Origin of the sequence: Nocardia sp. CA-084685, assembly GCF_050955785.1 — a bacterium.
Lineage (GTDB): Bacteria > Actinomycetota > Actinomycetes > Mycobacteriales > Mycobacteriaceae > Nocardia.
Genome location: NZ_CP192094.1, coordinates 2,857,708 through 2,878,300, shown reverse-complemented (window position 1 = coordinate 2,878,300; position 20,593 = coordinate 2,857,708). Strand labels below are relative to the sequence as shown.

Annotated in this window: 29 protein-coding genes; 16 read left to right on the top strand and 13 right to left on the bottom strand. The window is 62.6% G+C overall.

The features are described 5' to 3' along the window. Nucleotides 1–12: 12 nt before the first annotated feature. Nucleotides 13–1,026: a serine/threonine-protein kinase gene (locus ACQP2U_RS13030; protein WP_433714883.1), complete on the bottom strand. Its 1,014-nt coding sequence runs from the start codon at nucleotides 1,024–1,026 to the stop codon at nucleotides 13–15. Nucleotides 1,027–1,203: 177 nt separating this feature from the next. Continuing rightward, nucleotides 1,204–3,222: an N-6 DNA methylase gene (locus tag ACQP2U_RS13025; RefSeq protein WP_433714882.1), complete on the bottom strand. Its 2,019-nt coding sequence runs from the start codon at nucleotides 3,220–3,222 to the stop codon at nucleotides 1,204–1,206. Nucleotides 3,223–3,445: 223 nt separating this feature from the next. On the opposite strand from ACQP2U_RS13025, the gene ACQP2U_RS13020 reads away from it, so the two are divergent. The 9 genes from ACQP2U_RS13020 to ACQP2U_RS12980 all read left to right on the top strand — a co-directional run bounded on the left by ACQP2U_RS13020 (nucleotide 3,446) and on the right by ACQP2U_RS12980 (nucleotide 9,559). Next, a complete protein-coding gene (locus ACQP2U_RS13020) occupies nucleotides 3,446–3,613 on the top strand; it encodes a hypothetical protein (protein ID WP_433714881.1) in 168 nt (55 codons plus the stop codon). Nucleotides 3,614–3,712: 99 nt separating this feature from the next. After that, nucleotides 3,713–4,375: a hypothetical protein gene (locus ACQP2U_RS13015; protein ID WP_433714880.1), complete on the top strand. Its 663-nt coding sequence runs from the start codon at nucleotides 3,713–3,715 to the stop codon at nucleotides 4,373–4,375. A 161-nt stretch (nucleotides 4,376–4,536) separates the two neighbouring features. After that, on the top strand, nucleotides 4,537–4,860 hold the full coding sequence (locus ACQP2U_RS13010; RefSeq protein ID WP_433714879.1) for a hypothetical protein: 324 nt from the start codon (nucleotides 4,537–4,539) through the stop codon (nucleotides 4,858–4,860). 187 nt (nucleotides 4,861–5,047) lie between these two features. Beyond that, a complete protein-coding gene (locus ACQP2U_RS13005; protein ID WP_433714878.1) occupies nucleotides 5,048–5,611 on the top strand; it encodes a DUF4352 domain-containing protein in 564 nt (187 codons plus the stop codon). A gap of 57 nt (nucleotides 5,612–5,668) precedes the next feature. Next, nucleotides 5,669–6,919 carry a DNA sulfur modification protein DndB gene (locus ACQP2U_RS13000; protein ID WP_433714877.1) on the top strand — a complete coding sequence of 417 codons (1,251 nt, stop codon included), beginning with the start codon at nucleotides 5,669–5,671 and terminating at the stop codon, nucleotides 6,917–6,919. Between the two features lie 414 nt (nucleotides 6,920–7,333). Then, nucleotides 7,334–7,681 (top strand): WXG100 family type VII secretion target, encoded by a 348-nt coding sequence (locus ACQP2U_RS12995; protein WP_433714876.1) that lies wholly within the window; start codon nucleotides 7,334–7,336, stop codon nucleotides 7,679–7,681. Then, nucleotides 7,678–7,983, top strand: a complete 306-nt coding sequence (locus ACQP2U_RS12990; RefSeq protein WP_433714875.1) for a WXG100 family type VII secretion target — start codon at nucleotides 7,678–7,680, stop codon at nucleotides 7,981–7,983. The genes ACQP2U_RS12995 and ACQP2U_RS12990 overlap by 4 nt, the downstream gene beginning before the upstream one ends. Further along, complete coding sequence (locus ACQP2U_RS12985; RefSeq protein ID WP_433714874.1) at nucleotides 7,980–9,260, top strand: colicin E3/pyocin S6 family cytotoxin; 1,281 nt, start codon at nucleotides 7,980–7,982, stop codon at nucleotides 9,258–9,260. Before ACQP2U_RS12990 ends, ACQP2U_RS12985 begins: the two co-directional genes overlap by 4 nt. Before the next feature lie 2 nt (nucleotides 9,261–9,262). Continuing rightward, nucleotides 9,263–9,559 (top strand): DUF6980 family protein, encoded by a 297-nt coding sequence (locus ACQP2U_RS12980; RefSeq protein ID WP_433714873.1) that lies wholly within the window; start codon nucleotides 9,263–9,265, stop codon nucleotides 9,557–9,559. Nucleotides 9,560–9,648: 89 nt separating this feature from the next. On the opposite strand, the gene ACQP2U_RS12975 is transcribed toward ACQP2U_RS12980, so the two are convergent. The 5 genes from ACQP2U_RS12975 to ACQP2U_RS12955 form a co-directional block, all read right to left on the bottom strand. Further along, the gene (locus ACQP2U_RS12975) at nucleotides 9,649–9,783 is read right to left on the bottom strand and encodes a hypothetical protein (protein WP_433714872.1); all 135 of its coding nucleotides are present in this window, start codon (nucleotides 9,781–9,783) and stop codon (nucleotides 9,649–9,651) included. 247 nt (nucleotides 9,784–10,030) lie between these two features. Further along, nucleotides 10,031–10,552 (bottom strand): hypothetical protein, encoded by a 522-nt coding sequence (locus ACQP2U_RS12970; protein WP_433714871.1) that lies wholly within the window; start codon nucleotides 10,550–10,552, stop codon nucleotides 10,031–10,033. 55 nt (nucleotides 10,553–10,607) lie between these two features. Then, entirely contained in the window at nucleotides 10,608–11,210 is a 603-nt protein-coding gene (locus ACQP2U_RS12965; RefSeq protein ID WP_433714870.1) for a DUF3558 domain-containing protein, read from the bottom strand. Nucleotides 11,211–11,424: 214 nt separating this feature from the next. Continuing rightward, nucleotides 11,425–11,631, bottom strand: a complete 207-nt coding sequence (locus ACQP2U_RS12960) for a DUF397 domain-containing protein (protein ID WP_433714869.1) — start codon at nucleotides 11,629–11,631, stop codon at nucleotides 11,425–11,427. After that, nucleotides 11,628–12,479: a helix-turn-helix domain-containing protein gene (locus tag ACQP2U_RS12955; RefSeq protein WP_433716448.1), complete on the bottom strand. Its 852-nt coding sequence runs from the start codon at nucleotides 12,477–12,479 to the stop codon at nucleotides 11,628–11,630. The genes ACQP2U_RS12960 and ACQP2U_RS12955 overlap by 4 nt, the downstream gene beginning before the upstream one ends. Before the next feature lie 317 nt (nucleotides 12,480–12,796). On the opposite strand from ACQP2U_RS12955, the gene ACQP2U_RS12950 reads away from it, so the two are divergent. From ACQP2U_RS12950 to ACQP2U_RS12925, 6 genes are all read left to right on the top strand, one after another. After that, on the top strand, nucleotides 12,797–12,940 hold the full coding sequence (locus ACQP2U_RS12950; protein ID WP_364352378.1) for a hypothetical protein: 144 nt from the start codon (nucleotides 12,797–12,799) through the stop codon (nucleotides 12,938–12,940). A 727-nt stretch (nucleotides 12,941–13,667) separates the two neighbouring features. Continuing rightward, nucleotides 13,668–13,982 (top strand): hypothetical protein, encoded by a 315-nt coding sequence (locus ACQP2U_RS12945; protein WP_433714868.1) that lies wholly within the window; start codon nucleotides 13,668–13,670, stop codon nucleotides 13,980–13,982. 47 nt (nucleotides 13,983–14,029) lie between these two features. Further along, nucleotides 14,030–14,290 (top strand): hypothetical protein, encoded by a 261-nt coding sequence (locus ACQP2U_RS12940; protein ID WP_433716447.1) that lies wholly within the window; start codon nucleotides 14,030–14,032, stop codon nucleotides 14,288–14,290. Continuing rightward, entirely contained in the window at nucleotides 14,287–14,418 is a 132-nt protein-coding gene (locus ACQP2U_RS12935) for a hypothetical protein (RefSeq protein ID WP_433714867.1), read from the top strand. Before ACQP2U_RS12940 ends, ACQP2U_RS12935 begins: the two co-directional genes overlap by 4 nt. Before the next feature lie 164 nt (nucleotides 14,419–14,582). After that, nucleotides 14,583–15,113 (top strand): hypothetical protein, encoded by a 531-nt coding sequence (locus ACQP2U_RS12930; protein ID WP_433714866.1) that lies wholly within the window; start codon nucleotides 14,583–14,585, stop codon nucleotides 15,111–15,113. 136 nt (nucleotides 15,114–15,249) lie between these two features. Further along, a complete protein-coding gene (locus tag ACQP2U_RS12925) occupies nucleotides 15,250–16,407 on the top strand; it encodes a hypothetical protein (protein WP_433714865.1) in 1,158 nt (385 codons plus the stop codon). 6 nt (nucleotides 16,408–16,413) lie between these two features. On the opposite strand, the gene ACQP2U_RS12920 is transcribed toward ACQP2U_RS12925, so the two are convergent. Both ACQP2U_RS12920 and ACQP2U_RS12915 read right to left on the bottom strand, forming a co-directional pair. Continuing rightward, the gene (locus ACQP2U_RS12920; RefSeq protein WP_433714864.1) at nucleotides 16,414–16,872 is read right to left on the bottom strand and encodes a hypothetical protein; all 459 of its coding nucleotides are present in this window, start codon (nucleotides 16,870–16,872) and stop codon (nucleotides 16,414–16,416) included. A 52-nt stretch (nucleotides 16,873–16,924) separates the two neighbouring features. Then, a complete protein-coding gene (locus ACQP2U_RS12915; protein WP_433714863.1) occupies nucleotides 16,925–17,650 on the bottom strand; it encodes a hypothetical protein in 726 nt (241 codons plus the stop codon). 239 nt (nucleotides 17,651–17,889) lie between these two features. Here ACQP2U_RS12915 and ACQP2U_RS12910 point away from each other — a divergent pair, with 239 nt between their 5' ends. Then, nucleotides 17,890–18,036, top strand: a complete 147-nt coding sequence (locus ACQP2U_RS12910; RefSeq protein ID WP_433714862.1) for a hypothetical protein — start codon at nucleotides 17,890–17,892, stop codon at nucleotides 18,034–18,036. Between the two features lie 84 nt (nucleotides 18,037–18,120). Here ACQP2U_RS12910 and ACQP2U_RS12905 read toward each other — a convergent pair whose 3' ends face one another. From ACQP2U_RS12905 to infC, 4 genes are all read right to left on the bottom strand, one after another. Continuing rightward, complete coding sequence (locus ACQP2U_RS12905; protein WP_433714861.1) at nucleotides 18,121–18,918, bottom strand: TrmH family RNA methyltransferase; 798 nt, start codon at nucleotides 18,916–18,918, stop codon at nucleotides 18,121–18,123. A 38-nt stretch (nucleotides 18,919–18,956) separates the two neighbouring features. Continuing rightward, nucleotides 18,957–19,337, bottom strand: a complete 381-nt coding sequence (rplT, locus tag ACQP2U_RS12900; RefSeq protein ID WP_364504236.1) for a 50S ribosomal protein L20 — start codon at nucleotides 19,335–19,337, stop codon at nucleotides 18,957–18,959. A 102-nt stretch (nucleotides 19,338–19,439) separates the two neighbouring features. Beyond that, the gene (rpmI, locus tag ACQP2U_RS12895; protein ID WP_040689021.1) at nucleotides 19,440–19,634 is read right to left on the bottom strand and encodes a 50S ribosomal protein L35; all 195 of its coding nucleotides are present in this window, start codon (nucleotides 19,632–19,634) and stop codon (nucleotides 19,440–19,442) included. A gap of 61 nt (nucleotides 19,635–19,695) precedes the next feature. After that, nucleotides 19,696–20,382 carry a translation initiation factor IF-3 gene (gene infC, locus ACQP2U_RS12890; RefSeq protein ID WP_084484190.1) on the bottom strand — a complete coding sequence of 229 codons (687 nt, stop codon included), beginning with the start codon at nucleotides 20,380–20,382 and terminating at the stop codon, nucleotides 19,696–19,698. Nucleotides 20,383–20,593 lie beyond the last annotated feature (211 nt).

Here is a 20,593-nt window from a genome sequence, read left to right as displayed (position 1 = left end):
CCTTCGAGCTGTTCAGAAACGGGCAGTGGAGGCGTAGTTGTTGCGCAGGCGCTCGGAGAGCCGGTGCAGCACCGATCCCGGCGGCGCGACCGCGGACAGGTCCCGGCGTAGCGGGCGCCGCAGCGGTTCCGGTTCGCTCGGATCGGTGTCGCGTTCCACGTATGTGGTAACGGCCAGGTTCCGGATGGCTGCCGACTGCCGGGGGCCGACCAGCTGTTCGAACCTGGTGTGCAGTTCGGAGACGGTCGGGCGGTCGGCGGGATCGGCGGCGAGCATCCGGCGCAGCAGCGGCTCGAACGAGTCGGGCACACCGCGCAGGTCAGGGGGCACGTTCGGATCGGAGATCTTCAGCAGCAATGCCACCACGACCTGGTCCTGATACGGAAAATGCTTGGTCAGCGCGTAGAGCAGGGACGCGCCGAGGGCATAGACGTCGGTCGCGGCGGTGAGCTGTCGCGGTGTGTTGATCTGTTCGGGCGACATGCAAGCTGGGGTTCCGAGGTGGGCGGCGCTCCCGGTGAGATCGGTGGGACCGTCGGCGAAGGCGGCCAAACCGAGGTCGATGACCTTCGGGCCTTCCCTGCCCATCAGGATGTTTCCGGGTTTGAGATCGCGATGCAGCAGTTCGGCGGCGTGAATGTCAGCCAGCGCCTTGGTCAGCAGCAGACCGAGGATCGCGGTCTGCTCGACGCTGAGCGGACCGCGCGTCTCGACGAGTTCCTTAAGGCTGAGACCGCGAACGTATTCGAGGGCCAGCCAGGGCCGTTCGTCGTCATCATCGGAAGCCGCCGCGAGCAGGGCCGCTAGGTGCGGGCTCTGCACGGAGCGCAGTGCATCCAGCTCACGCGCGAAACGAGCGCGCACCTCGGCTCGACCGAACAGGTCGTCGCGAATCACCTTGACGGCCACGGGATCTCCATCATCGGTGACACCGAAATAGACTCGGCCCATACCGCCGTTGCCAAGCCGACCACGAATCGAGATATCACCAATCTGCTTAGGGTCACTGACTTGCAGATGATCCACGGATTCTCCCCCTCGACGGCCCAATCAACTGTTGCCCGGAACCTACGTAGACACGACGTTTTATGTGCGTACTGCTGTATAAATGCTATCTGCCTATCGCTTCGTTACGTTGCCACAACGATATGTCACCGGCGGGTCCCCGATATCGAGTCCGCCGAGGGCTGTACCAGGTCGTATTCACTTCGTATCCAGTTGATTCCGCACGTCGCTGTCGTCGGGCGTCAGCACACCGGCGGTAAGCCCCGTCATCACCAAATCCGCCACCTGTTCAGCAGCCTCGTCGGCGCGCCGAGCGGCCATACGCAGCAGGTACAGGCGCCTGAAAGCCGCCCCATACCGTTGCTGCTCGGGCAGCGCAAGCAGCGGTATTCGCAGCCTGGTCAGATCGAAGCGGGCCGTGGATGTTCGTGTCGCGGCCCCATTTTCGGTGCCGGTGACGACACCCGCCAGAAACCACGCGTCGAATCGATCCGGGTCCGTGCGCAGCAGATGAACGTGTGCGCCGCGCACGCCCCCGACGTCCTCGGGACCGGCAACCCGGGCCCGGCGGCCACCGGATCTGTCGCTGCGAACTGCTGATATCAGCACGTCACCGGCCTCGATTTCGACGATCTCCGCAGGCGTGGCCGCTCCCAGCGTGCCCGAGGCGGGGACGCCAGTCGCGATATCCCTTGCGGTGAGCACCCGTCGGGGGTCCAATGGATCCGGAATCGGATCCGGACTGGACGGACACGCCCGGAACCATTGCAGTGGACCACGATTTGCCAAGTCGGCAATGGTCACCGAGCGCCACGGTTTTGCCGCCATCACCGACCACTCGCCCAGCGCATCGGTCGCTGTCGCCAATTCCGACACCGCATCGGTGAGCTGGGTCTTCGCATCGTCGACCTGATCGGAGATCGTTCCGGAGTCCAGCGACGACCGGACGTACCGCGCAGGCGTGAGGTCCACCTCCTCGTCGAGTACATCCACCACCCGCACGGCGATCGCAACCCCGGGCATTGCTGGAGAGTCCGGAGAGCCACCGTCGAAGCCTCGCCATGCCTTTTCCGCCATGCCGGTGACAACAGCCCAGTCGACCGAATCATCATCGTCCGTCCTCTTCGACAGACCAGTCGTGTCCATGAACAGGACTGTGTCCGGCACCGGCACACCCGGCTCCGGACGCCGAAGCAACCACATCTGTAAGCCGACATGCCACGGTTGCGCGACACCTGGCGGCAGACCAATTGCAGCGCGCAACGCGCCCGCCCGCAGGAGAGCGGCGCGAATCCGACGCCCGGAACCACGACTCGCCACCGCCGGCGGCAGCAGCAGCACCGCCGTTCCGCCCGGACGCAAATGCGCCAGCGCATGCTGTACCCACGCCAGCTCCGATTCGCCGCGCGGTGGAACGCCGTACTCCCAGCGAGTGTCGAATGCCAGTTCGTCCGCGCCCCAATCGCGTTGCCCATAGGGCGGATTGCACAGCACGGCATCGACTTCCAGATCGGCAAAGGCGTCCGCGGTCAGGCTGTCGCCGGTGTGCACGGTGGGTTCGAGATCGGTCGCGGCCTCGACCGCCAGCCGGGTGCGCTCGGTCTGCACAGCCTGCACATCCTGGCCGTACAGGTCGACGGCACCTGCTCCAGCCGCCGCCAGCAGCAACGAACCACTCCCGCACGCCGGGTCCAGCACACTGCGCGCATCCAGCGCGCCAGGCGAATCCAGCAGCGCCGCCATCAATTCCGCCACCGGAGCCGGCGTGATGTACAGGCCGGTGACCGGGGCGGCCTCGAGCGCGCGTTCCGCCAGCACATCGACGGCCGCACGTGCACCATCCGCTGCGGTGGCCAGTTCCATCGTGCGCAACGCCTCGGCGACGAAGGCGAATGTCTTCCCAGAGCCGATGCCTTTTGACAACCATTCGCCACCGGACCGCCGCAGCGACCGCATCAACTGCGCGACCTCATCCGCCGTAGCTTGGGACCGCACCAGGGTGCGCAGCTCGGTCGTCGGCGACTCTTCCGCCTCGACCCCGTGCTTGGTCAACCATGCCTGTACCTGGTGCAGGTCGAATTCCGGACGAGCCTCGCTCCCCGCGATCGCCTTGGGAAAGTCGGCATGCCTCCTACGCCAGTTGCTGACTGTGGCGCGAGTGACACCCGCCAGCCGGGAGATTTCTGCGGCGCTAACCGTTGACGCAGGCTTCGACATCGCCCTCCTCTCGTGTACGTTCACTCACCCTCCATGATCTGCGAGTCAAAGTCAATCGCGAATGGTCGATTGACAATGTTTTCAGTGCCGCTTACTGTACTAGACAGACCGATGGCCAGATGCTGTCCACTCGAAACAGGTTTCACTCCAGGCGATTTCACAACATCAAGTCATGAAGATCGGCCGCGGAAAGCGCCGGCTTGGCGGCACGAAGGGGGAGGTCATGGCCACGCGCCGACATAATCGCGGTCACCACCGCCGACATCGCGTTAGTCGCGAACTCACCCTGTGTGACGGCGCACTCATCACCGGCGGCCGGTATCTCACCAGCCGCGAGCTCCGCACGGCCGCACCGCGATTGCTCGCGCTGCGACTCGTCGCGGATGCGTAGTCGCACGAATTGCCGATACGGGCTCGCATCACATATCGACCAGAGCCGAAACCAACCCGCACTGAACCCGAGAAATAGCAATCCGAGGGACAAGGAACAATGAGAATCAAGAAGTACGCGGCAACCGCAGTACTGACCATCGCCGCCATCGGGATCACCTGCGGGACTTCCGATGCCCAGCCCCCCGCCCAGCCGGACGTCTCGGCGGAGGCGCTACCCAGCAATACACAAGGCACCGATCACGGTGTCGCCTACTGCGTGGACCGTGGACGTGACGGCAAGACCCTCACCGCCGTACTCACCGGAGGCACCTTCGATATCGACGAGGACACGATCAACGTGATCGCCGCTGATGGCACCGTCGTGAGCAGCCTGCCGCTGCAGTTGCCACTCGGCGACCAGGAGGTCACCCTCACACCCAGGCTCGACGCCAACGGAACGAAACTCGTTGCCGACGTCGCCGCGAACCCCATCGGCTATTGGCGAAAAACATCACCGCACCAGCGCAGCATCGAGGCCGGCATGGGCATCGGCGCGGCGATCGGCGGTCTCGGCGGGGCCTTGCTGGGCATCGTGATCGGCATTGCCACCATGGGTCTGCTTATCCCGATCACCTTGCCGGTCGGCCTGCTGGTCGGTGTTCTCGGTGGTATGGCCGTCGGCGGCGCTGCGGGCGCAGCCATCCCGAATTCCGATGTCCCCGACCAGTGGGACTACCAGCAGGAATGTCACGGCACAGGCGCCTACCAATACTGCTGGTAGTGACCGCGTGGGTGGCGCGATCGGAGTCGCGCCACCCACACCTGGATCGTCCGCGATGAATTCGAACCACCGATCGCGCATCGCCCCCGCCCGCAGAGGCATCGCAACAACCAACGCACCTGGACCGTATCGGTCCGCTTCAATATCTCAAGGACAACACAATGATTCGCACATTGATCGCAGTACTGCTCGGCGCCGGACTCGCCGGAATTGTCGCCACCGGAAGCGCACACGCGGCTCCCCGTAACTCGCTCCACGAAGGGATGCAGGTCGTCGGCGAGGACGTGCAGGCAGGGCTGTACCACACGCAGGGACCAAGGCCCGGCGACTACGGCTTTTGCTTCATCAAATGGTTGCCCTACAAGGGCGCGAAGTCTTCGGAACTGATCGACATCGAGTCCTACGACGGCCCCTCCGATGTGCGGCTGAAGGCCGGCGACATCATCACCGTGGACGGCTGCACGTGGATTTTCGAATCCGCCTGACAACATGCGGAACTCCCCGACGCTCGGGCCGACCGGTAATCCACTGCATTCATCCCCGCAGGCCGATGCCTGACCTGACGGCACGATAGGGAAACCCATGAAGTACCAAGGACCCCAGTCCCACGCGTACTGCCAAGGCATTCCTCCACGCCCGATACCACCTCCGAAGAAGAGACTGAGCCCGAGCATGATCCTGCTGCTCATCATCGGCGGCATCATCCTGCTGTGCGGAGTGGGCGCCGTCGCCGGCACCGCCTCCAAGAAGGCACAGCCCACGCCAGCGGCGATCGCAGCGACAAACGGGGGCAACACCAGTGAGGCGAAACCCATTGCGACAACTTCGGTTCCACCGGCACCCCGCCTCAACACCCCGGTGCGGGACGGCAAGTTCGAATTCGTGGTCACTGACGTCCAGTCCGGCATGAAAACGCTCGGCACCAACCCATACCTGCAGAAGACAGCGCAGGGCTCGTACACCATCGTGTCCCTCACTGTGCGCAATACCTCGAAGGTCCCGTACGGCTTCTCCCCCAGCGACCAATACGTGTTCGACGCCCAGAACCGCAAGTTCGGGAACGACGGCACCGCCGCGATCAACCTGCAGGCCGACACCAGCCTGTACGCGGACATCAACCCCGGCAACAGCATCACCGCCCAAATGGTCTTCGACCTGCCCGCCGACACCGAGCCCGACCACATCGTGCTGCACGATTCGATGTTTTCCGGCGGCGTAACGGTTTCGCTGCGGTAGCGATCCAGACATAGACGTCAACGATTTGTAAATGTTTGCAAGACAAGGAAATTCATCATGACCGATAACCACATGGGACTCATGGAACATGACGGCCTCGATAAGGCTCTCTTGGCCGCCTCGGCCGATGCGGCAGCGGCGGGTGCCCGCGTCTTTCCCTGCACTGTTTTCCGCCAGGGGCAACGAACGATGATCTCGACGTCGTTCCCCTACTCTTTCCTCGCCAACCAGGTCGTCGCCGAATCCGTCGACAGGGGAGGCGATCCGGCCAACACGACGAATCGGCCGCTGATGACCGATCACGTGAAGAACATCAACCACTACGTGCGGGAGAACCCGGCCGACTACATCCTCCCGCCGGTCACCCTGAACGCACGGCAACTGCCCGCGCTCCATGTGCCCCGCGGCAATTTCAAGAACCGCCTGGGCTTCATGGTTATCAGTGACAATGTCCGCTTCTATGTCACCGACGGCCAGCACCGCATCACCGCAATCAAGGGCCACGGTTCAGGTCGATCGGCGATTCCCGGGCTGGTGGACCTGGGGGCAGGATTCGAGGATGACTGCCTCGCAGTGCTCATCGTCGTCGAAGACGAGCTCAAGCGAATCCATCAGGATTTCGCCGATGCCGCCCAGACCAAGCAAATTCCGGCGAGTCTGCTCGCGGTGTACAACACCCGAGAGCCCGTCAACGGTGTTCTTGCCGACCTCGTAGAGGGGACCCGATTGTTCCGCGGTCGGGTCGACGCGACATCGAAGACCCTGCCCAAGGCGTCACAGGCGGTATTCTTGCTCAACCAGGTTCGCCAGTTCGTCAAGGAGTTGCTCCTTGCCGACTACGCCCTCGCGGAGGATTCAGTCGCCAGGCAGAGCGCGCGGCTCCTCGGAACCAAGGCCGCGCGCGACGAATTTGTGATGGATGCAATCACTCTCGTCGAAACCATGTCCGAGCACATGGATCCGTGGCGCGAGATCCGCGAACTGCCGACCAGCGGCGGACCCGCCAACCAGGTAACGGACTTCCGGCAAAAGTACGTCAACATGACGGCGACGGGGCTCGTCGTCATCGGTCGCGTCGCCTACGAGATCCGCAAGAGCCCCGACCTCGACTGGCGACACGAACAGTACAAACGCCTCGCCATCGAAATTGACTGGAGGCGCAGCGCAACGATCTGGCAGAACAACATCATCTCGAAGGACGGCAAGGTGTCCACCCAACGCGGCCCGGTCCGCGAAGCGGCAAACAACGTCAAGGCCCAACTCGGCTTGCTTCCCGCCCTCTTCACCAGCGGTGAGGCCGTCCGTTGAGGACAACGGCGCATAGCGGCAACACCCCGTGGTGGATTTGCTGCACGACACGCTGGCCGCCCTGCTGAGCACTCCGGCGTAGGGCATCCATTCTGCTTAATCGCCTTGCGCCGGAGGCAGGTCGGGCCAAATAGTTTCGGGTGCTCAAGATGCCCGGTCATAGGCATGGAATTCTCCGTGTCATCCCCGCCGGGGTCACCGAGCCGAACATGTCCGCAGCAGAAAACCTTCGCGGCATCCTCGAAGAGGAGCTAGATTCCTGGAGTTCACATGGCAATATCCCGAAACGATCGCAAACAGCAAGCGATCCAATCTTCAGTTCTGCTACGAATCGAACCGCGACCACACCATCCGACTGCGACGACGCGCCGCTAGTCGAAACGGCGCAGTGGACACCGGTCGCAGTACGCCGTTATGGTCGAGCGCATGAGCAGTGGCGGGGGGCCTGTCGGATCTGGCCAGAATCTTTCTGTTGTCCCTGATGATGTGCAGACGATCGGCCAGTACGTTTACAACATCGCCGACACCATGAAACAGGCCCTCGATTCCGCCGCCCGCGAGGTCGAGACCTTACTGGCATCCGACTGGACCGGCGACGCGGCCGACGAGTTCTCCACCGGGTGGACCGAAACCCATGACGGTGGAACACAACTCATGCAAGCGCTGACTTCGCTTGCCGAGAAGCTGGGCGTCACCGCGGCCAACTACAAAAACACCGACACCGGCAACGCGTCCGGTATCTCCAGCCTGGATCTGCCATGAGCTCCCAATTCAGCGTCGACCTCGACCAACTCGACCGGATCGTGTCGCGTCTCAACGGTTTGGCCGGGTTCTTGCACGATCACCTCGACGAACTCGACCAAAAGGTCGCGGCCCTGCACAGCGGCAGCTGGGAATCCGCCGCAGCCAGCGCTTATGCCGACGCGCACAGCCAATGGCTTGTGGCCGCACGGGAATTCGCCGAAGGGGTCGCCGCCATGAGTGACGCCGCACAGAAAGCGCACGGCCGCTACACCCTCGCCATCGATGTAAACCGCCGCATGCTGCAATCGGGACAGCCGTGATCGTCGACTGGCAGACCTACTACGACGCCGCCAAGAAGTGCCATGACCTCGCCGACGATCTCCGCAAGGCGGACAAACCCGTCCACGATGCGGTCAAAGGCGAGTGCGTCGGGATGGCCGGGGACGCCCCCGGCTGCCAACAGTGGGGTGAGGCCTACGACAAAGCCGCCACAAAGACCATGCAGGCCTGCTCCAGCCTGGCCAACGCTCTCACCAACTACGGCGCCGTGCTGTATGCCAACGGCTACAACTACGCCGTCAGCAACAACTGCGATCCGCTACCAGACCGCCCTGTTATCAGCCAGGTCGGCGAGTACAAGGTCAGCATCCCATCGTCGGTGGGCAACAACGGAATCGGCTTCACCGACCACGGCGGCCTGAAGGAGTTCTTGGACAAACTCATCGCCAAAGTCCTGGCCGCCTTCGGCAAACTCCCCAACGGCGATCACACCAAACTCGACAAAGCCCACACCACCTGGAACACCTTCGCCAACCACGACACCATCACCGGCGCCGCCGCCCGCATCTCCGCCATCTCGGCTCTGTTCGACGGCATGGACGACCCCACCAACCGGCAACTACTCCAAGACCACTTCACGACCCTGAAAACCGGCGCCGACACCGTCGCTACCGCCTCCCAAAAGATGGCGGCACCGGTCAAGGACTATCACGACGCGACCGTCGCCCTCGGCGACGATAACGCCAGCGCGATCAACGCACTCGAACTGTCCATCAGCCTGATCGCCATCAGCGCCGGAGTCGCGTTCCTGTTCAGCCTCGGCTCGTCCGCCGTCGCCGCAGCCGCGGCCATCGACGCCGACGTTGCCCTCACCATCAACGCGATCCAAACCTCCTACCGCGCCAGCCAAATGGTCCGCGTCATCGGCCTCACCAGTCTCGCCGCCGGCGCCGTTGGCGCCATCGACGCCTTCCATGCTCTGCCCGCCGTCGACCTCGACAAAGCCATCACCAACCTCGCCGCCATAATTGGTATGACGGTATTTGCCGCTGACGACACACCGGATGATACGAACGAGCGTAAGGAGAACCCGCAAGGTCCGGGGGAATCTCCGGTCTGGAAAGATCTCAAGCCGTACCGGGGAAGAACCAGAACCAACGGCAAAAATGGCAAGGCGCGCGAGTACTACGAATGGGATTACACCCACAACGATATAGAGGCATACGACAGCAAGGGGAATCATTTGGGTTCTATTGACCCGATCACCGGCAAGATATACAAGCCTGCAGTTCCCGGACGAACGATACAAGTGGGGTAAAATTGTCAACCAATCGGCTCCGCCATACCTGCGAAGGAATGGATGCCTGGCTCGCCGATGATTCGATTCCTATCGGATATGATCCAAAATTTCGGGAATACTACATTGCCATTCCTGATCAGGACAGCCGTATTGTGATGAACTGCTGTCCATGGTGTGGCGCACGGTTACCCCCCAGCCTGCGCAATGAGTGGTTCGAGCGTATCTTCGCTCTAGAACTCGATGGTCCGGAAGATCCACGGGTCCCCGAAGAGATGCGATCTGATGCATGGTGGGCCGAGGATGAGCCCGAGGCCTGAGACAGGCTTGCCCGTCACAATTCCGCCAGCGCTTGACCTGCGGCGGCTGATCGCGGTGTCGCTCACGGAGGCTGGTCGGCGCAATCAGATCACGGCATACCAAGCGCCATGTTGAGCCGTTCGTCCGGCGCGGCAGCTGACGCACGGAGTCGACGATCGGTACAGCCGGGCCGCATTTCAATCACCACGATGATTACCATCACGTCGAGCAGGTTGACGCCCATCCCCCATCGACAACGTCGTCATCCACGGTGCAGGTCGAACTTCCGGCCTACCGCAAGTCGGCTAACCGAGTGTGTTTACACTGACAGCCGCAGCCCGCGACGCTGGGCAGCGAAGAGGCCGCGCCCGACTACGTTGGTTTGGATACCGCACAATGCATTCATCGCGGTTTCAGTCCCGGAGGAACGCTGAATCGGAAGAGCGTCCTTGATCGCGCCGGCCAGCGCGCCATTGGATGACACGAACCACTCATTTCGAAGCACCGACGGCCGGGGGCGAAATCACACCCAGTTGGGTCGGGGCACCGATCTGGCTGGCTTCTACATTCGCCTTCAACTCGTTGTAGCGAGCGGCGAATTCTTGATCCTGCTCGACGTATTTCTGGGCGATTGTGCGGTGGAGGTTTTGGATGTCGTCGACGATCTGATAGTGCTGCTGGAGAATGTCGTAGACGTTGTTGTCCGTGTCGGTGGCTGGATTGACGATCTTGGCCTTGCCACGGAAGCGAGCCACCAGTGTGGCGGCCGAGGTCATGCCGTCCGTTGTCTCGCCGAGACCCCAGTGCTCACGGTCCGAGATCGATTGCGCGATCCGTTGAAGGTCCCTTATCTCTTCTTTGAACGCCTCGCAGTCGCGTTCGATGTAGACGAATTCGTCGGCGTTGACCCGCACGTCGTCGCTGAAGCTGACGGTCAGCTTGCCGTTCTGAGCATCCTTAATCGCGCTGGCCAGCGGCCCAGCTGATGCCGGCATCGTCGTATCGTTACTCATCGTTGGCATTCCTCCCCAGGGCTCCGGCTGAGATCGACCGGAGATCGATTCAAGTTTAGAGGGTGGCGGGTATCGCTGGAACGATTCCCTCCGCCAGGCGCTTAGCGATGTCACAAGAGTGCTGGGAGGCAGTCAGTTTGGCCGAAGGCGGGTTGATGATACTGACCTCGAGGCTGCCGCCCTTCATCTCGACATTCAAGATGCAGTGCTCCTTTAAATCGTTCTGCGCGCTTGGACTGTAGGTAAGTGCCGCCCGCCCGCCCACGCTGAACTCCTCAGCGACCCTAAAGTCCTTGTTGGCTCGCACCATCGCCAAGGTGATAGTGGTGGTGTCGATCGAGCCTGCGTAGCCGTCGCCGCCAGCCTGAACCCAGCCGCAGCCACGCCACTTGATGCCACCGGGCCTATCTGTGGTGTCAGCCCCCTTGTTCTTCAGCTTCTCCGACTGAATAAGAGCCTGCGGGATGTCCTTGCACGCGTCGAACCCGGCCGGTACATCCGCCGCGATCGTCGGCGTCGCCGACGCACTGTTCGTATTACCCTTCGACTCCCCACCGGAGTTGCACGCCGAAGCCAGCATGACCACCCCCGCACCGAGAACCACACCCCGGACCACACCACTCCAGCTGGCCATCTCGTCCTCTCGTGCCGATGCCATCCCAGACCTGGGACCGGACCGGCTACCCCGCCCCCACCAAAGCTCGTCTAGACCGTACCGGCCAGGTCACCAGCACGCAAAGGCGTTGGGCCGTCGTCAGCCGAGCCGATGGCGTCCATTTAGCGTCGCCGACGCGCGCGCGTGGAGTTATAGGAACGGAAGAACCCGAGGCGAAAGCACCTGGTTTTCTTACGATTTCACATGGACACGCCACTCAGGACAGCTCAAGCCCGCCGCTCTGCAAACCCGCCGTGAACGCATCCCACTCGACGGGACTGAACACAAGAGCCGGTCCCATGGGATCCTTCGAGTCCCGCACACCGACCATGCCACCTTCGAGGTGCGCGATTTCCACGCATGTGTCACGGCTGGCTGACCTGCTGCTCTTGAACCATGCTGCGCTGGACAGGTCGATGCTCACGCTTGGTACTCCCTTGCAACTTTCAGTAGCAGTTCCCTGCTCTGCTCTTCGTCCAACGCTACCTGTTGGATCTGCGCAATTGCAGTACGGTACTGCGTGATTTCGGCTTCTTGGTCCAAGTAGAGAGCCCCTGTATAGCCCTCCACATATACGACTGGAGGCTCGGTCAGCCGAGACGTCGGGTGTACGGGAAATTCCATCAACACAAACGATCCCGTAATCAAGCCCCGATGGCTTCCGATCTGCTGAGGGATCACCCGAATCGACACGTTCGACGAGAGGCCAACGTCCGCAAGATGCCGAAGTTGCTCCGCCATCACAGCCGGACCGCCCACCTGATGGTGCAGCACCGACTCACCGAGGAGCACCCGGAACTCGAAGTCGCTTGCACTGTCCCGCAACCTCGACTGCCGCCGACTGTGGACCTCGATCAGAGTTTCCAGGGCAGCGGTGGCGTGGCCGGGGAACTCGATCCATGCGAGCGCCCGCCGGTAATCCGGTGTCTGCAGCAGGCCGGGGACAAGGGTCAGCTGGAAGGTTGTCATGCGCTTTGCGGCCTCCTCCAACCCGATGAACAGGTTGAAGTCAGCTGGAACGGCATCGCCGTACCTGTGCCACCAGCCCGGCTTCTTCGTCTCCGCGACGAGGCCGGTCAGCGCCGCAATCTCTTCTGCAGTCGCTCCGTACATCTCGCATAAGACGCCGATGTAGAGCTCCTTCAGCTTCGGCCCGCGTTGGCCCGACTCCATCCGCCACAGCGTCTGAGGTGACACCTCGATCGCCCTGGCCGCTGCGGTTGGCGATACACCAGACTCCTCTCGGAGCCTCTTCAACTGACGGCCCAACATCCGACGCGGTACAGCCGAACCGGTCATTACGTAGCCTCACTAGTCGTTGGCGTGCATTTTGGAATGATCGTGAGTGGCAATCTGGAAGTGCGGGAATTAGTTCCGCAAATCGCAGGTAGAAATCTTCCAAAGTGCCCCACTGGAGCGTACTACTGAAATCACCCCGGTAGCCGGGATGCACCCCGCTGCTTCAGTGAATAACTTTGTCGCGCAGGCAGTTTCGGCCTCGGCTATCGGGCATTCCAGACACCCACACCCACGTTCGGAGTTTCCGTATGCACGGCCTGCCCGTAACGAACCACAGCGAATTGCCTGTGATGACAATCGAATACGCCCACGCGACGATGCAGGCCCATCTGGACTGCGCGGCGTCGATGTGCCCGGTCAAGGCGCAGGCGAAGAAGCGGCTGATCGAGGCCGGGCGGTTGGTCCCGGCTGACGTTCCGCACCAGGGGTTCTGATATGGCCGCCGATCCCATCGAGCACCGGTATCCGAGTCAGGCGATGGCACCGGCGCAGATGCATGGGGAGATCTCCCGCGATCTACACGCCGACTGCACGGTAGGGACGTGTGAGATGTTGCGCGGCTGTTGGACTCTTCTGATTGAGACGGGACATCCGCACCCCACCGATTCGCCCGCCGACTGCCCGACCTGCACCAGATCCTCTGCCTGACAACAGTTCTCCGAAACCGGACAACCGAGTGGTGCTGTCCAATTCCCGCTCTGTTCGTCGTGCTCACCACCCCTGCTTTATGGAGTGCGGCTGGTCTATGCCGTGGGGAACTCCACGCCGATCCGGGCGCGGAGAACACCAGTCAGGATGGCCGGTGACCACCCAAGACCCGAACCGCCGCCGATCTCGAGCGGTGGACCGCGATTCGGCCCTGCCGCAACCGGATCCGTTCATCGGTCGACCGGCTGTCTACAACGACGGACCAGCCGATGTGGTCGAACGGTTCGCGGACGTGGTCCCCGCGAATGGGCGAGTCAGCCTGTGCCCACACAGTCGTCCTGGAGCCCGGGGCCGCATCCCCGGCACGGGCATACCAATGGTTCGTCGCAGCTCCGCCGTCGGGATGATGCCGTCTTCGCATCGGCATGTCGACCATTCAGCCAAGCCGCCCGGTCGGCGACTGCTTCCCGGCGGCGGTGCTTACCAATACGCGATTAGAAGGAACAGCACGGAATGAGCCCGGACATGGATATCTGCCAGCAGTACAGGGCGTGGCGATCCACATCCGCCGATGCTGACGAGAGTAGGCCGAAAGCCGTCCGCTTCGAACGGACTAATGGGCCGGAGCGTGTGATCGATACTCGTTGTCTCGCCGAGCGGCTGGACTGTCGCCATTTCGTTGATCCCCAGCCACCGGCGGCGCCCAGCCCCGACATGCAGACCTTGCTCGATGTCATGGATGGGCTGACCGACCCCGGTGCGGATGCCGCGGCGCTCGCCACACGGCTCACACCGACGGCCGCACCCCGCGATGCAAGCCAGCGATGAGGCCGCGTCCGACCGCGCTGGGTTGGATAGACCCAGTGGTGACCGAAATGCCGGAATGGGATGCCGCGCAGGTGCGGCGACTAGCGCGGCGGCTCGGCTACGCGCTGGTGTGGCCGCCGGACATCACGCTGGTACCGCTCGTCGACCAGGTTCGGGGTGCGGATGTGGATGCGGTGATCATGCCGTCGCCACTGCACATGGATGTGCTGATGTTGCATGCGGTGATGTGTGTTGCGGATGTCGAAACTGTTGCTCCGCGAATGTCTTTCGCTCGGTGGACCGCGTTCTCGTCGGGGAGGCAAGGATGATGAGTTGGATTACGGTCGGGCTGGTGCTGGCGGCTGGTGTGCCGTTGGTGGTGTTGGTGTGGGCGGTGTGCTGGCCAGTGCGGGTGTCGCAGGGTAAGCCCAAGCGGAAGTGGCGCGGAAGTGAATAGCTAAGACCCACAATATATTTCGCCTCAATGTGGCAGTTACCGGATCGGACGAGCGCATGGACTCCACACGCGCCAACGCGGCCTACGCCGGAGTGTGGTACTTCTTCGATTCATGCCACAGCTTCGATTCGGTGGCTTACTGCCGGTTTGCTCGAGGAGTTGGTATGGGGCGGTCCCAGCAGATGATCGGCCCGATGTCGCTGGTGTGGACGCTGGGTGTCGCGATAGCGGCGGTGGCCTTCATGACGGGCGTGCTGAGCCTGGGTGCCGCGATAGTCCGGTGGACCGGTTCGCAACTCACCATGGCGCTGTATCTTCCGGTGAGCATATTGCTGGGCATGGGTGCGTGGATGCTTGTGCTAGCCGCCGCATGGCGGCTGCGCCGGAATTACCTGCGGCGGGCCGGGATCGCGGTGTCCGCGGTGGTGGTCGAGTCGGATCTACGATATAAACACCGCTCGGGGACGCTCAGCTACGATTTGTGGCAGGTGCGGGTCGAAGTTCAGTTCCCGCACCCGGACTCGGGTGCGGATGCCCGCGTGCGGAAGCAGTACCTCTACCCTCAATTCCGCGAGGTCAAAGCGCGAGCACTGGCCGAGCGACTGAGCGTCGGCTCCTCGGTTCCCGTTGTGGTCCACAAGAATTCCGCATTGTTCGACATTCCCAAACGGCCCGTCTGGACCGATATCTGGTGACCGTCGCTGACTTCGGTTGCGCCCGTAGAACCCGGCAGTCAGCCTGCTGCACGGCCGCCCGCCGGGCGGCGGCGCCCAGTAAGGTGTTGCCTGTAATCCACACGGGAGGGGCAATTCTTGATTGTGCAGTACCGCAATGCGATTCGGGGTTGGCGTGGATGAGTTCAGCGTCGACCTGCCCAGTATTGCCGGATTCGCTTTGGATCTCCAGGACCTGGTAACGAACTTTTCGTCGAACGCCTCGACCCAGCTGTCGAGACTGGTACTTCCCTCGGGGACAACGGGGCTGCTGGCCACGCTGACTTCGGCATTGGATGGCTTTCACAACGCGCTGTCCGGAGCACACCAGCGTGACGTGACCACGCTGAACGCTCTGGTCACAGATCTTTCCACCGCCAAGAGTGGCTATCGAGCCACCGATGAGGCGTACGCGGATTCGATATCGGCGGGTACCTCGGACGTGACAGGAGACGCAGGAACGTCCGGTCGATCGGGTGATCCACAAGGCGTCACCCGGTACAGCGGTCTGCAACTTCCCAACCTGCCGCATGTCGAGGACGGTACATACACCATCCGGCGGGTGGTTACCGCCGCGATCGATCTGATCTCCGCCTACGACGAACCCTGGAGCCAGGTCGTCGGTATCAAGCCCGCGGCGGACTATCTGTCCTCGCTGGTGTCGGATTGGGAAGCGCTGCAAGCCATCGGTAAGCGGATCGGGCTGCTCGGAATCAACGACTACGTCACCTCGCAGAACATCTCTGGCGGAACCACGTGGTTACGCAGGGTATGGACGGGAGGTGCCGCGCAGAGCTTCGAATCGAGAGCGGGCGGCCTCGGACGATCGGTCGACGAGCGCAGCAATGGCGTCGAGACCGTGTCGAAGATCGTGGAAAACGGCGGTGCACTCCTCGAACGCCTCGTGTACAACCAGGCGATCGGAATCAGCGGCGCGATCACCAAGCCCATCAACGCACTCGGCTTCACCATGCCGTTGGGAGTGTGGGCACTGCGGATCAACGATCCCATGAACGAAACGCTCAGATCCCAGATCACTTCTGCGGTCGATTCTTTGAAGCAGACGGCCGAATCCATGAAGAACGCGATCACCACGACTGTTGGCCGGATTTCCCAGGCGCTCAACTATTTCCCTGGACAGGCGGGCCCGAACTATAATGCAACAGATTTCGACATCCCCGCCAAGGTGGTCGTTGATATGGGCAGTGTAAAGTATGGATTCGGCAACAATGTCTGGTGGGGGCACAGCATCGAGTCCTCGGCATCCTCGACCTGATTGCTGTCATTCCGCCGAAAATGTGATGTGCGCGATTCGCGTATCCGCATCACGCTCATCGACCGTGACAGTACGGGTCATCCCAGGCCCAGTCGGTGATACGAATAAATCCTGAGCAGTCTCGATATTCGGCGACGATGCCAAATTGGGTCCGGCGATCGTCGTCTCGAGGGAGGTCTCGTACAGCTTCCTGAAAGTGGCCGTGAAACGGGACTGCTCCAACATCGAGCGGAAATCGTCCGGGGACATTTCCACGGCCATCCTGTATGTCTTGTGGCGCACGATCTCACGTCTCACCATCAGGACCTTTGCGTTCACAGGCACCACCCAACCCCCGAATTCGGCGGCCTCTCGCACTAGTTCCGGACCGGCCGATGTCACGACATCCGGCGCTACCGCACGATCGATAGCACGATCGACGGCCCTCGAGCAGCCGAACACAGCCAGCGACACCAGCGCCAGCATTCCGAACAGCAGCGCGCCTAGCCTCATCCCCGGCCCCCTCATCGAGCGCCGCTCACCGGGTCGGGTCGGCGCGAGTGTCTTCACGACTTTCGGGCCCCTGCAATTCGATTGAGCCATTGGTGGGCACTACCCCCTCGTAGAGTTTATATACCGATGAACCGTACTGCTCGAATTCCTGCGCCAATCCGGCCGTATGCAGCGCACCCAACCGGCGGTCGGTGACGGTGACTCCAGCGATTTCGGTCGACTTGTTGCCATCCCAGTTGTAGCGGTCATGCAGATGAATCTCGTAATAGACCGTGACACGGGGCTGTGCGCCGTTATCCGGACGATGAACCGTGACCACCCCGCTGGCGGCCATATGCATCGATCCTATCGCCAGAAACCAGTCTCGCTGGCTCGAAGAATCGAATGTGTAGTCCCGCCACTCCGACTGGAAGGGAATCGGATTTTCATAACTATTTGTCCCTCCCGCTTGACCGGCGATATTTCGTACGTAATCGCTGACGATCACTGCGGCCAGCCGCTTCAACCTGGGATCATCATTCATGATCTGGTCCGGGTCGAGAACCCAATCGGTGCCGGAGTTATCGAGGTAGTGACGCAGATGTTTCGATGCGTGCGTCAACCCTTTGACATCCGCAGCGACTGCCGCGGCGGTTGCCACCTCCGCGAACGCAATATCGTCAGCGCGGCTGTACCACGGTTGCGAACCATGCGGGGCCTGTCCCGAGTCATCCGCTGGCGGCGTAGGCATTCCCGGAATCTGTGGCGCCATCGAAATCTCTCCCCCAGTCGATAGAGCATCTCGCCGCCTTCAACCCTACCCATGAGGAAGTTCACGAAACAACCAGTGCCCGACCATCTTCCGCAGAGCGAACCAGAACGCGTGCGTGACGCCCGCGGCAGGCTCCCCAGCGTTCCGAGCCGACGCGCTGGCACTCGACCTCCTGAACCAAACGACAGCTTCACATGCTGTGCGGAGCCATTGGGCGAAGCGTGTGCGGAGGCGGCAACATGAAGTTCGAGGTGCCGCGCGTGCTACAGGACGCGACCGAACCGGAACTGGTGCGATTGAAGCAAGAGGCCGCTCTGGTGATCCGACTGATGTCGAGGGTACTGGTGCGTGGTTTCGACAAGCGTGAGGCCATCATCGCTGGCTGAACCCCCGCCCGCCCAGCGACCATTTCGCGGCGCGTATCGGACGCGAGAATTCGCGTCAGGCAACAGAACGTTCCACAGCGCTACCTATTTCGCGTGCTGGACGCGGGCGCTAGCGTAGAGGCAGATCGCGGCCGCCGCAGCGAGGTTCAGACTTTCGGCACGGCCATGAATGGGAATTCGCACACGATGATCCGCACGCGCGGCGACAGCGGGATCCAGACCATGCGCCTCATTGCCGAACAGCCACGCCACCGGACCGGCCAGCAGTTCGTCTGCGTCGTCCAGATCAACCTCGCCCTTGGCGGCCGTGGCGAGCACCGTAATGCCCGCTGCCGCAAGGGCATCGAGCACCTCCCCGACATCACGATGCCGCGCGATCGGCACATGGAACAAGCTGCCCGCACTCGCGCGAACGCATTTGCCATTGTGCGGATCAACCGTATCCCCCGCCAGCACAACACCATTCGCGCCCACCGCATCGGCGACTCGAATGAGAGTCCCGGCATTCCCGGGCTCGGCGATCTCCACCGGAACGGCGAGCAGCGTCGGCCGCTCGCTCAATATGTCCGCCAACGGCACGTCAACCTGATCGCACACCGCGACAAGCCCTGGCGCGGTGACGGTTTCACCGAGGTGTTCGGCGGCGCGCTCGCTCACCAGCGTGGTGCGCACGCCCGCGGCGGCGGCCCCGGCGATCAGCGGATTCTCCCGCGTAGCGGCGTGCATCGAATAGAACAGCTCACGCACGCGACCGGTTTCCAGCGCTGCCGCAACGGAATTCGCGCCCTCGGCGAGGAACTGCCCCGTCTTGCGACGCTGGGCGGCGCGCTGGAGCTTGACAGCGGAAACGACCCGCGGATTGTGCTCGGAGAGCGCATCCACGGGTCGTTCCGAATGCTTTGTCGTCACGCAGGTGCGGATCAGGCCGCCGGGGCGTTGACGTCCTGCGGGAGGGCGGCCTTGGCGACGGCGACCAGACCGGCGAACGCCTCGGCGTCGGAGACGGCGAGCTCGGCGAGGATCTTGCGGTCCACCTCGACACCGGCGGCCTTCAGGCCCTGGATGAAGCGGTTGTAGGTGATGTCGTTCAGGCGCGCCGCGGCGTTGATGCGGGCGATCCAGAGCTTGCGGAAGTCACCCTTGCGCGCCCGGCGGTCCCGGTAGGCGTAGGCGAGCGAGTGCAGCTGCTGTTCCTTGGCCTTGCGGTACAGCCGCGAGCGCTGGCCACGGTATCCCTTGGAGGCCTCGAGAACGGAACGGCGCTTCTTCTGCGCGTTGACGGCCCTTTTGACGCGTGCCATGGGTCAGTCCTTTGTCGATCTAGGGGGCGCATGCGTGGCGCCCGGATGTTTGTCGGTGGTCGGCGTCCGGAATCCCGGTCGCGCGGGGCTGGCCTGAAAGTCTCAGAGACCCAGGAGGCGCTTGACGCGAGGGACGTCAACGGACGCGACGGCCTCCGTGCCATCCAGACGACGAGTCCGGCGGGTGGACTTGTGCTCGAGCAGGTGGCGACGGTTCGCCTGCTGACGCAGCAGCTTGCCACGGCCCGAAACCTTGAATCGCTTCGAGGCGCCGCTGTGGCTCTTCATCTTCGGCATGGATTCCTCTATCTGTCTCGTACCGGTGGTCCGCGTCGGACCACCGGTTTTCTGATCGGTATTACTGCGGTTCGGCCGGCGCGGCCTGTTCGGCGGCCGGTGCGCCCGCGGCAGGCGCGGGAGCGGCAGGCGCTTCGGTGGCGGCCGGACGTGGTGCCCGCGAATCCTCCTGCGCCTTCACCCGCGTCTTCGCACCCTTATGCGGCGCGAGGACCATGGTCATATTGCGACCGTCCTGCTTGGCGGAGGTCTCGACGAAACCCAATTCGGCGACGTCGGAGGCCAGACGCTGCAGCAGCCGGAAGCCCAATTCGGGGCGCGACTGCTCACGACCGCGGAACATGATCGTCACCTTGACCTTCGAGCCGGCCTCGAGGAAGCGAACAACGTTGCGCTTCTTGGTCTCGTAGTCGTGGTCGTCGATCTTGGGACGGAGCTTCTGCTCCTTGATAACGGTCTGCACCTGGTTCTTACGAGACTCGCGCGCCTTCTGCGCCGTCTCGTATTTGAACTTGCCGTAGTCCATGATCTTGCAGACCGGCGGACGGGCATCCGGCGCGACCTCGACCAAGTCGAGATCCGCCTCGAGGGCGACGCGTAGTGCATCTTCAACACGCACGATCCCAACCTGTTCACCACCCGGTCCGATGAGTCGGACCTCGGGAACGCGGATGCGATCGTTGATGCGGGTCTCAGTGCTGATGGGGCCTCCTAGGTCAAGCGGTGTCGTCAGACGACCGCACGCAATAACGGCAACCCCTTTTCAACACAAAGACCCCGGTGCGGTATTCCGCAACGGGGCCCGAGTCGACCGGCCTTCGACCACGAGCAAGCTCGCGTCGACCTCGTCCGATGATCCCCTGAGAGATCCCCGCACAAGAAACCCGCCTCGAAAGGACGGGCGACCGGACCGTTTAACCAGTACGATCGCTCGTCGGCAACGGTGGGAGTCGGGCTCC

What these genes read in the sequence shown, in the direction of transcription:
- ACQP2U_RS13025 (WP_433714882.1), bottom strand. Translation starts at nt 3,222, where the DNA reads ATGTCGAAGCCTGCGTCAACGGTTAGCGCCGCAGAAATCTCCCGGCTG.
- ACQP2U_RS13020 (WP_433714881.1), top strand. Translation starts at nt 3,446, where the DNA reads ATGGCCACGCGCCGACATAATCGCGGTCACCACCGCCGACATCGCGTT.
- ACQP2U_RS13015 (WP_433714880.1), top strand. Translation starts at nt 3,713, where the DNA reads ATGAGAATCAAGAAGTACGCGGCAACCGCAGTACTGACCATCGCCGCC.
- ACQP2U_RS13010 (WP_433714879.1), top strand. Translation starts at nt 4,537, where the DNA reads ATGATTCGCACATTGATCGCAGTACTGCTCGGCGCCGGACTCGCCGGA.
- ACQP2U_RS13005 (WP_433714878.1), top strand. Translation starts at nt 5,048, where the DNA reads ATGATCCTGCTGCTCATCATCGGCGGCATCATCCTGCTGTGCGGAGTG.
- ACQP2U_RS13000 (WP_433714877.1), top strand. Translation starts at nt 5,669, where the DNA reads ATGACCGATAACCACATGGGACTCATGGAACATGACGGCCTCGATAAG.
- ACQP2U_RS12995 (WP_433714876.1), top strand. Translation starts at nt 7,334, where the DNA reads ATGGTCGAGCGCATGAGCAGTGGCGGGGGGCCTGTCGGATCTGGCCAG.
- ACQP2U_RS12990 (WP_433714875.1), top strand. Translation starts at nt 7,678, where the DNA reads ATGAGCTCCCAATTCAGCGTCGACCTCGACCAACTCGACCGGATCGTG.
- ACQP2U_RS12975 (WP_433714872.1), bottom strand. Translation starts at nt 9,783, where the DNA reads ATGGGCGTCAACCTGCTCGACGTGATGGTAATCATCGTGGTGATTGAA.
- ACQP2U_RS12970 (WP_433714871.1), bottom strand. Translation starts at nt 10,552, where the DNA reads ATGAGTAACGATACGACGATGCCGGCATCAGCTGGGCCGCTGGCCAGC.
- ACQP2U_RS12965 (WP_433714870.1), bottom strand. Translation starts at nt 11,210, where the DNA reads ATGGCATCGGCACGAGAGGACGAGATGGCCAGCTGGAGTGGTGTGGTC.
- ACQP2U_RS12955 (WP_433716448.1), bottom strand. Translation starts at nt 12,479, where the DNA reads ATGTTGGGCCGTCAGTTGAAGAGGCTCCGAGAGGAGTCTGGTGTATCG.
- ACQP2U_RS12950 (WP_364352378.1), top strand. Translation starts at nt 12,797, where the DNA reads ATGACAATCGAATACGCCCACGCGACGATGCAGGCCCATCTGGACTGC.
- ACQP2U_RS12945 (WP_433714868.1), top strand. Translation starts at nt 13,668, where the DNA reads ATGAGCCCGGACATGGATATCTGCCAGCAGTACAGGGCGTGGCGATCC.
- ACQP2U_RS12940 (WP_433716447.1), top strand. Translation starts at nt 14,030, where the DNA reads ATGCCGGAATGGGATGCCGCGCAGGTGCGGCGACTAGCGCGGCGGCTC.
- ACQP2U_RS12935 (WP_433714867.1), top strand. Translation starts at nt 14,287, where the DNA reads ATGATGAGTTGGATTACGGTCGGGCTGGTGCTGGCGGCTGGTGTGCCG.
- ACQP2U_RS12930 (WP_433714866.1), top strand. Translation starts at nt 14,583, where the DNA reads ATGGGGCGGTCCCAGCAGATGATCGGCCCGATGTCGCTGGTGTGGACG.
- ACQP2U_RS12925 (WP_433714865.1), top strand. Translation starts at nt 15,250, where the DNA reads ATGCGATTCGGGGTTGGCGTGGATGAGTTCAGCGTCGACCTGCCCAGT.
- ACQP2U_RS12920 (WP_433714864.1), bottom strand. Translation starts at nt 16,872, where the DNA reads ATGCTGGCGCTGGTGTCGCTGGCTGTGTTCGGCTGCTCGAGGGCCGTC.
- ACQP2U_RS12915 (WP_433714863.1), bottom strand. Translation starts at nt 17,650, where the DNA reads ATGGCGCCACAGATTCCGGGAATGCCTACGCCGCCAGCGGATGACTCG.
- ACQP2U_RS12910 (WP_433714862.1), top strand. Translation starts at nt 17,890, where the DNA reads ATGAAGTTCGAGGTGCCGCGCGTGCTACAGGACGCGACCGAACCGGAA.
- rplT (WP_364504236.1), bottom strand. Translation starts at nt 19,337, where the DNA reads ATGGCACGCGTCAAAAGGGCCGTCAACGCGCAGAAGAAGCGCCGTTCC.
- rpmI (WP_040689021.1), bottom strand. Translation starts at nt 19,634, where the DNA reads ATGCCGAAGATGAAGAGCCACAGCGGCGCCTCGAAGCGATTCAAGGTT.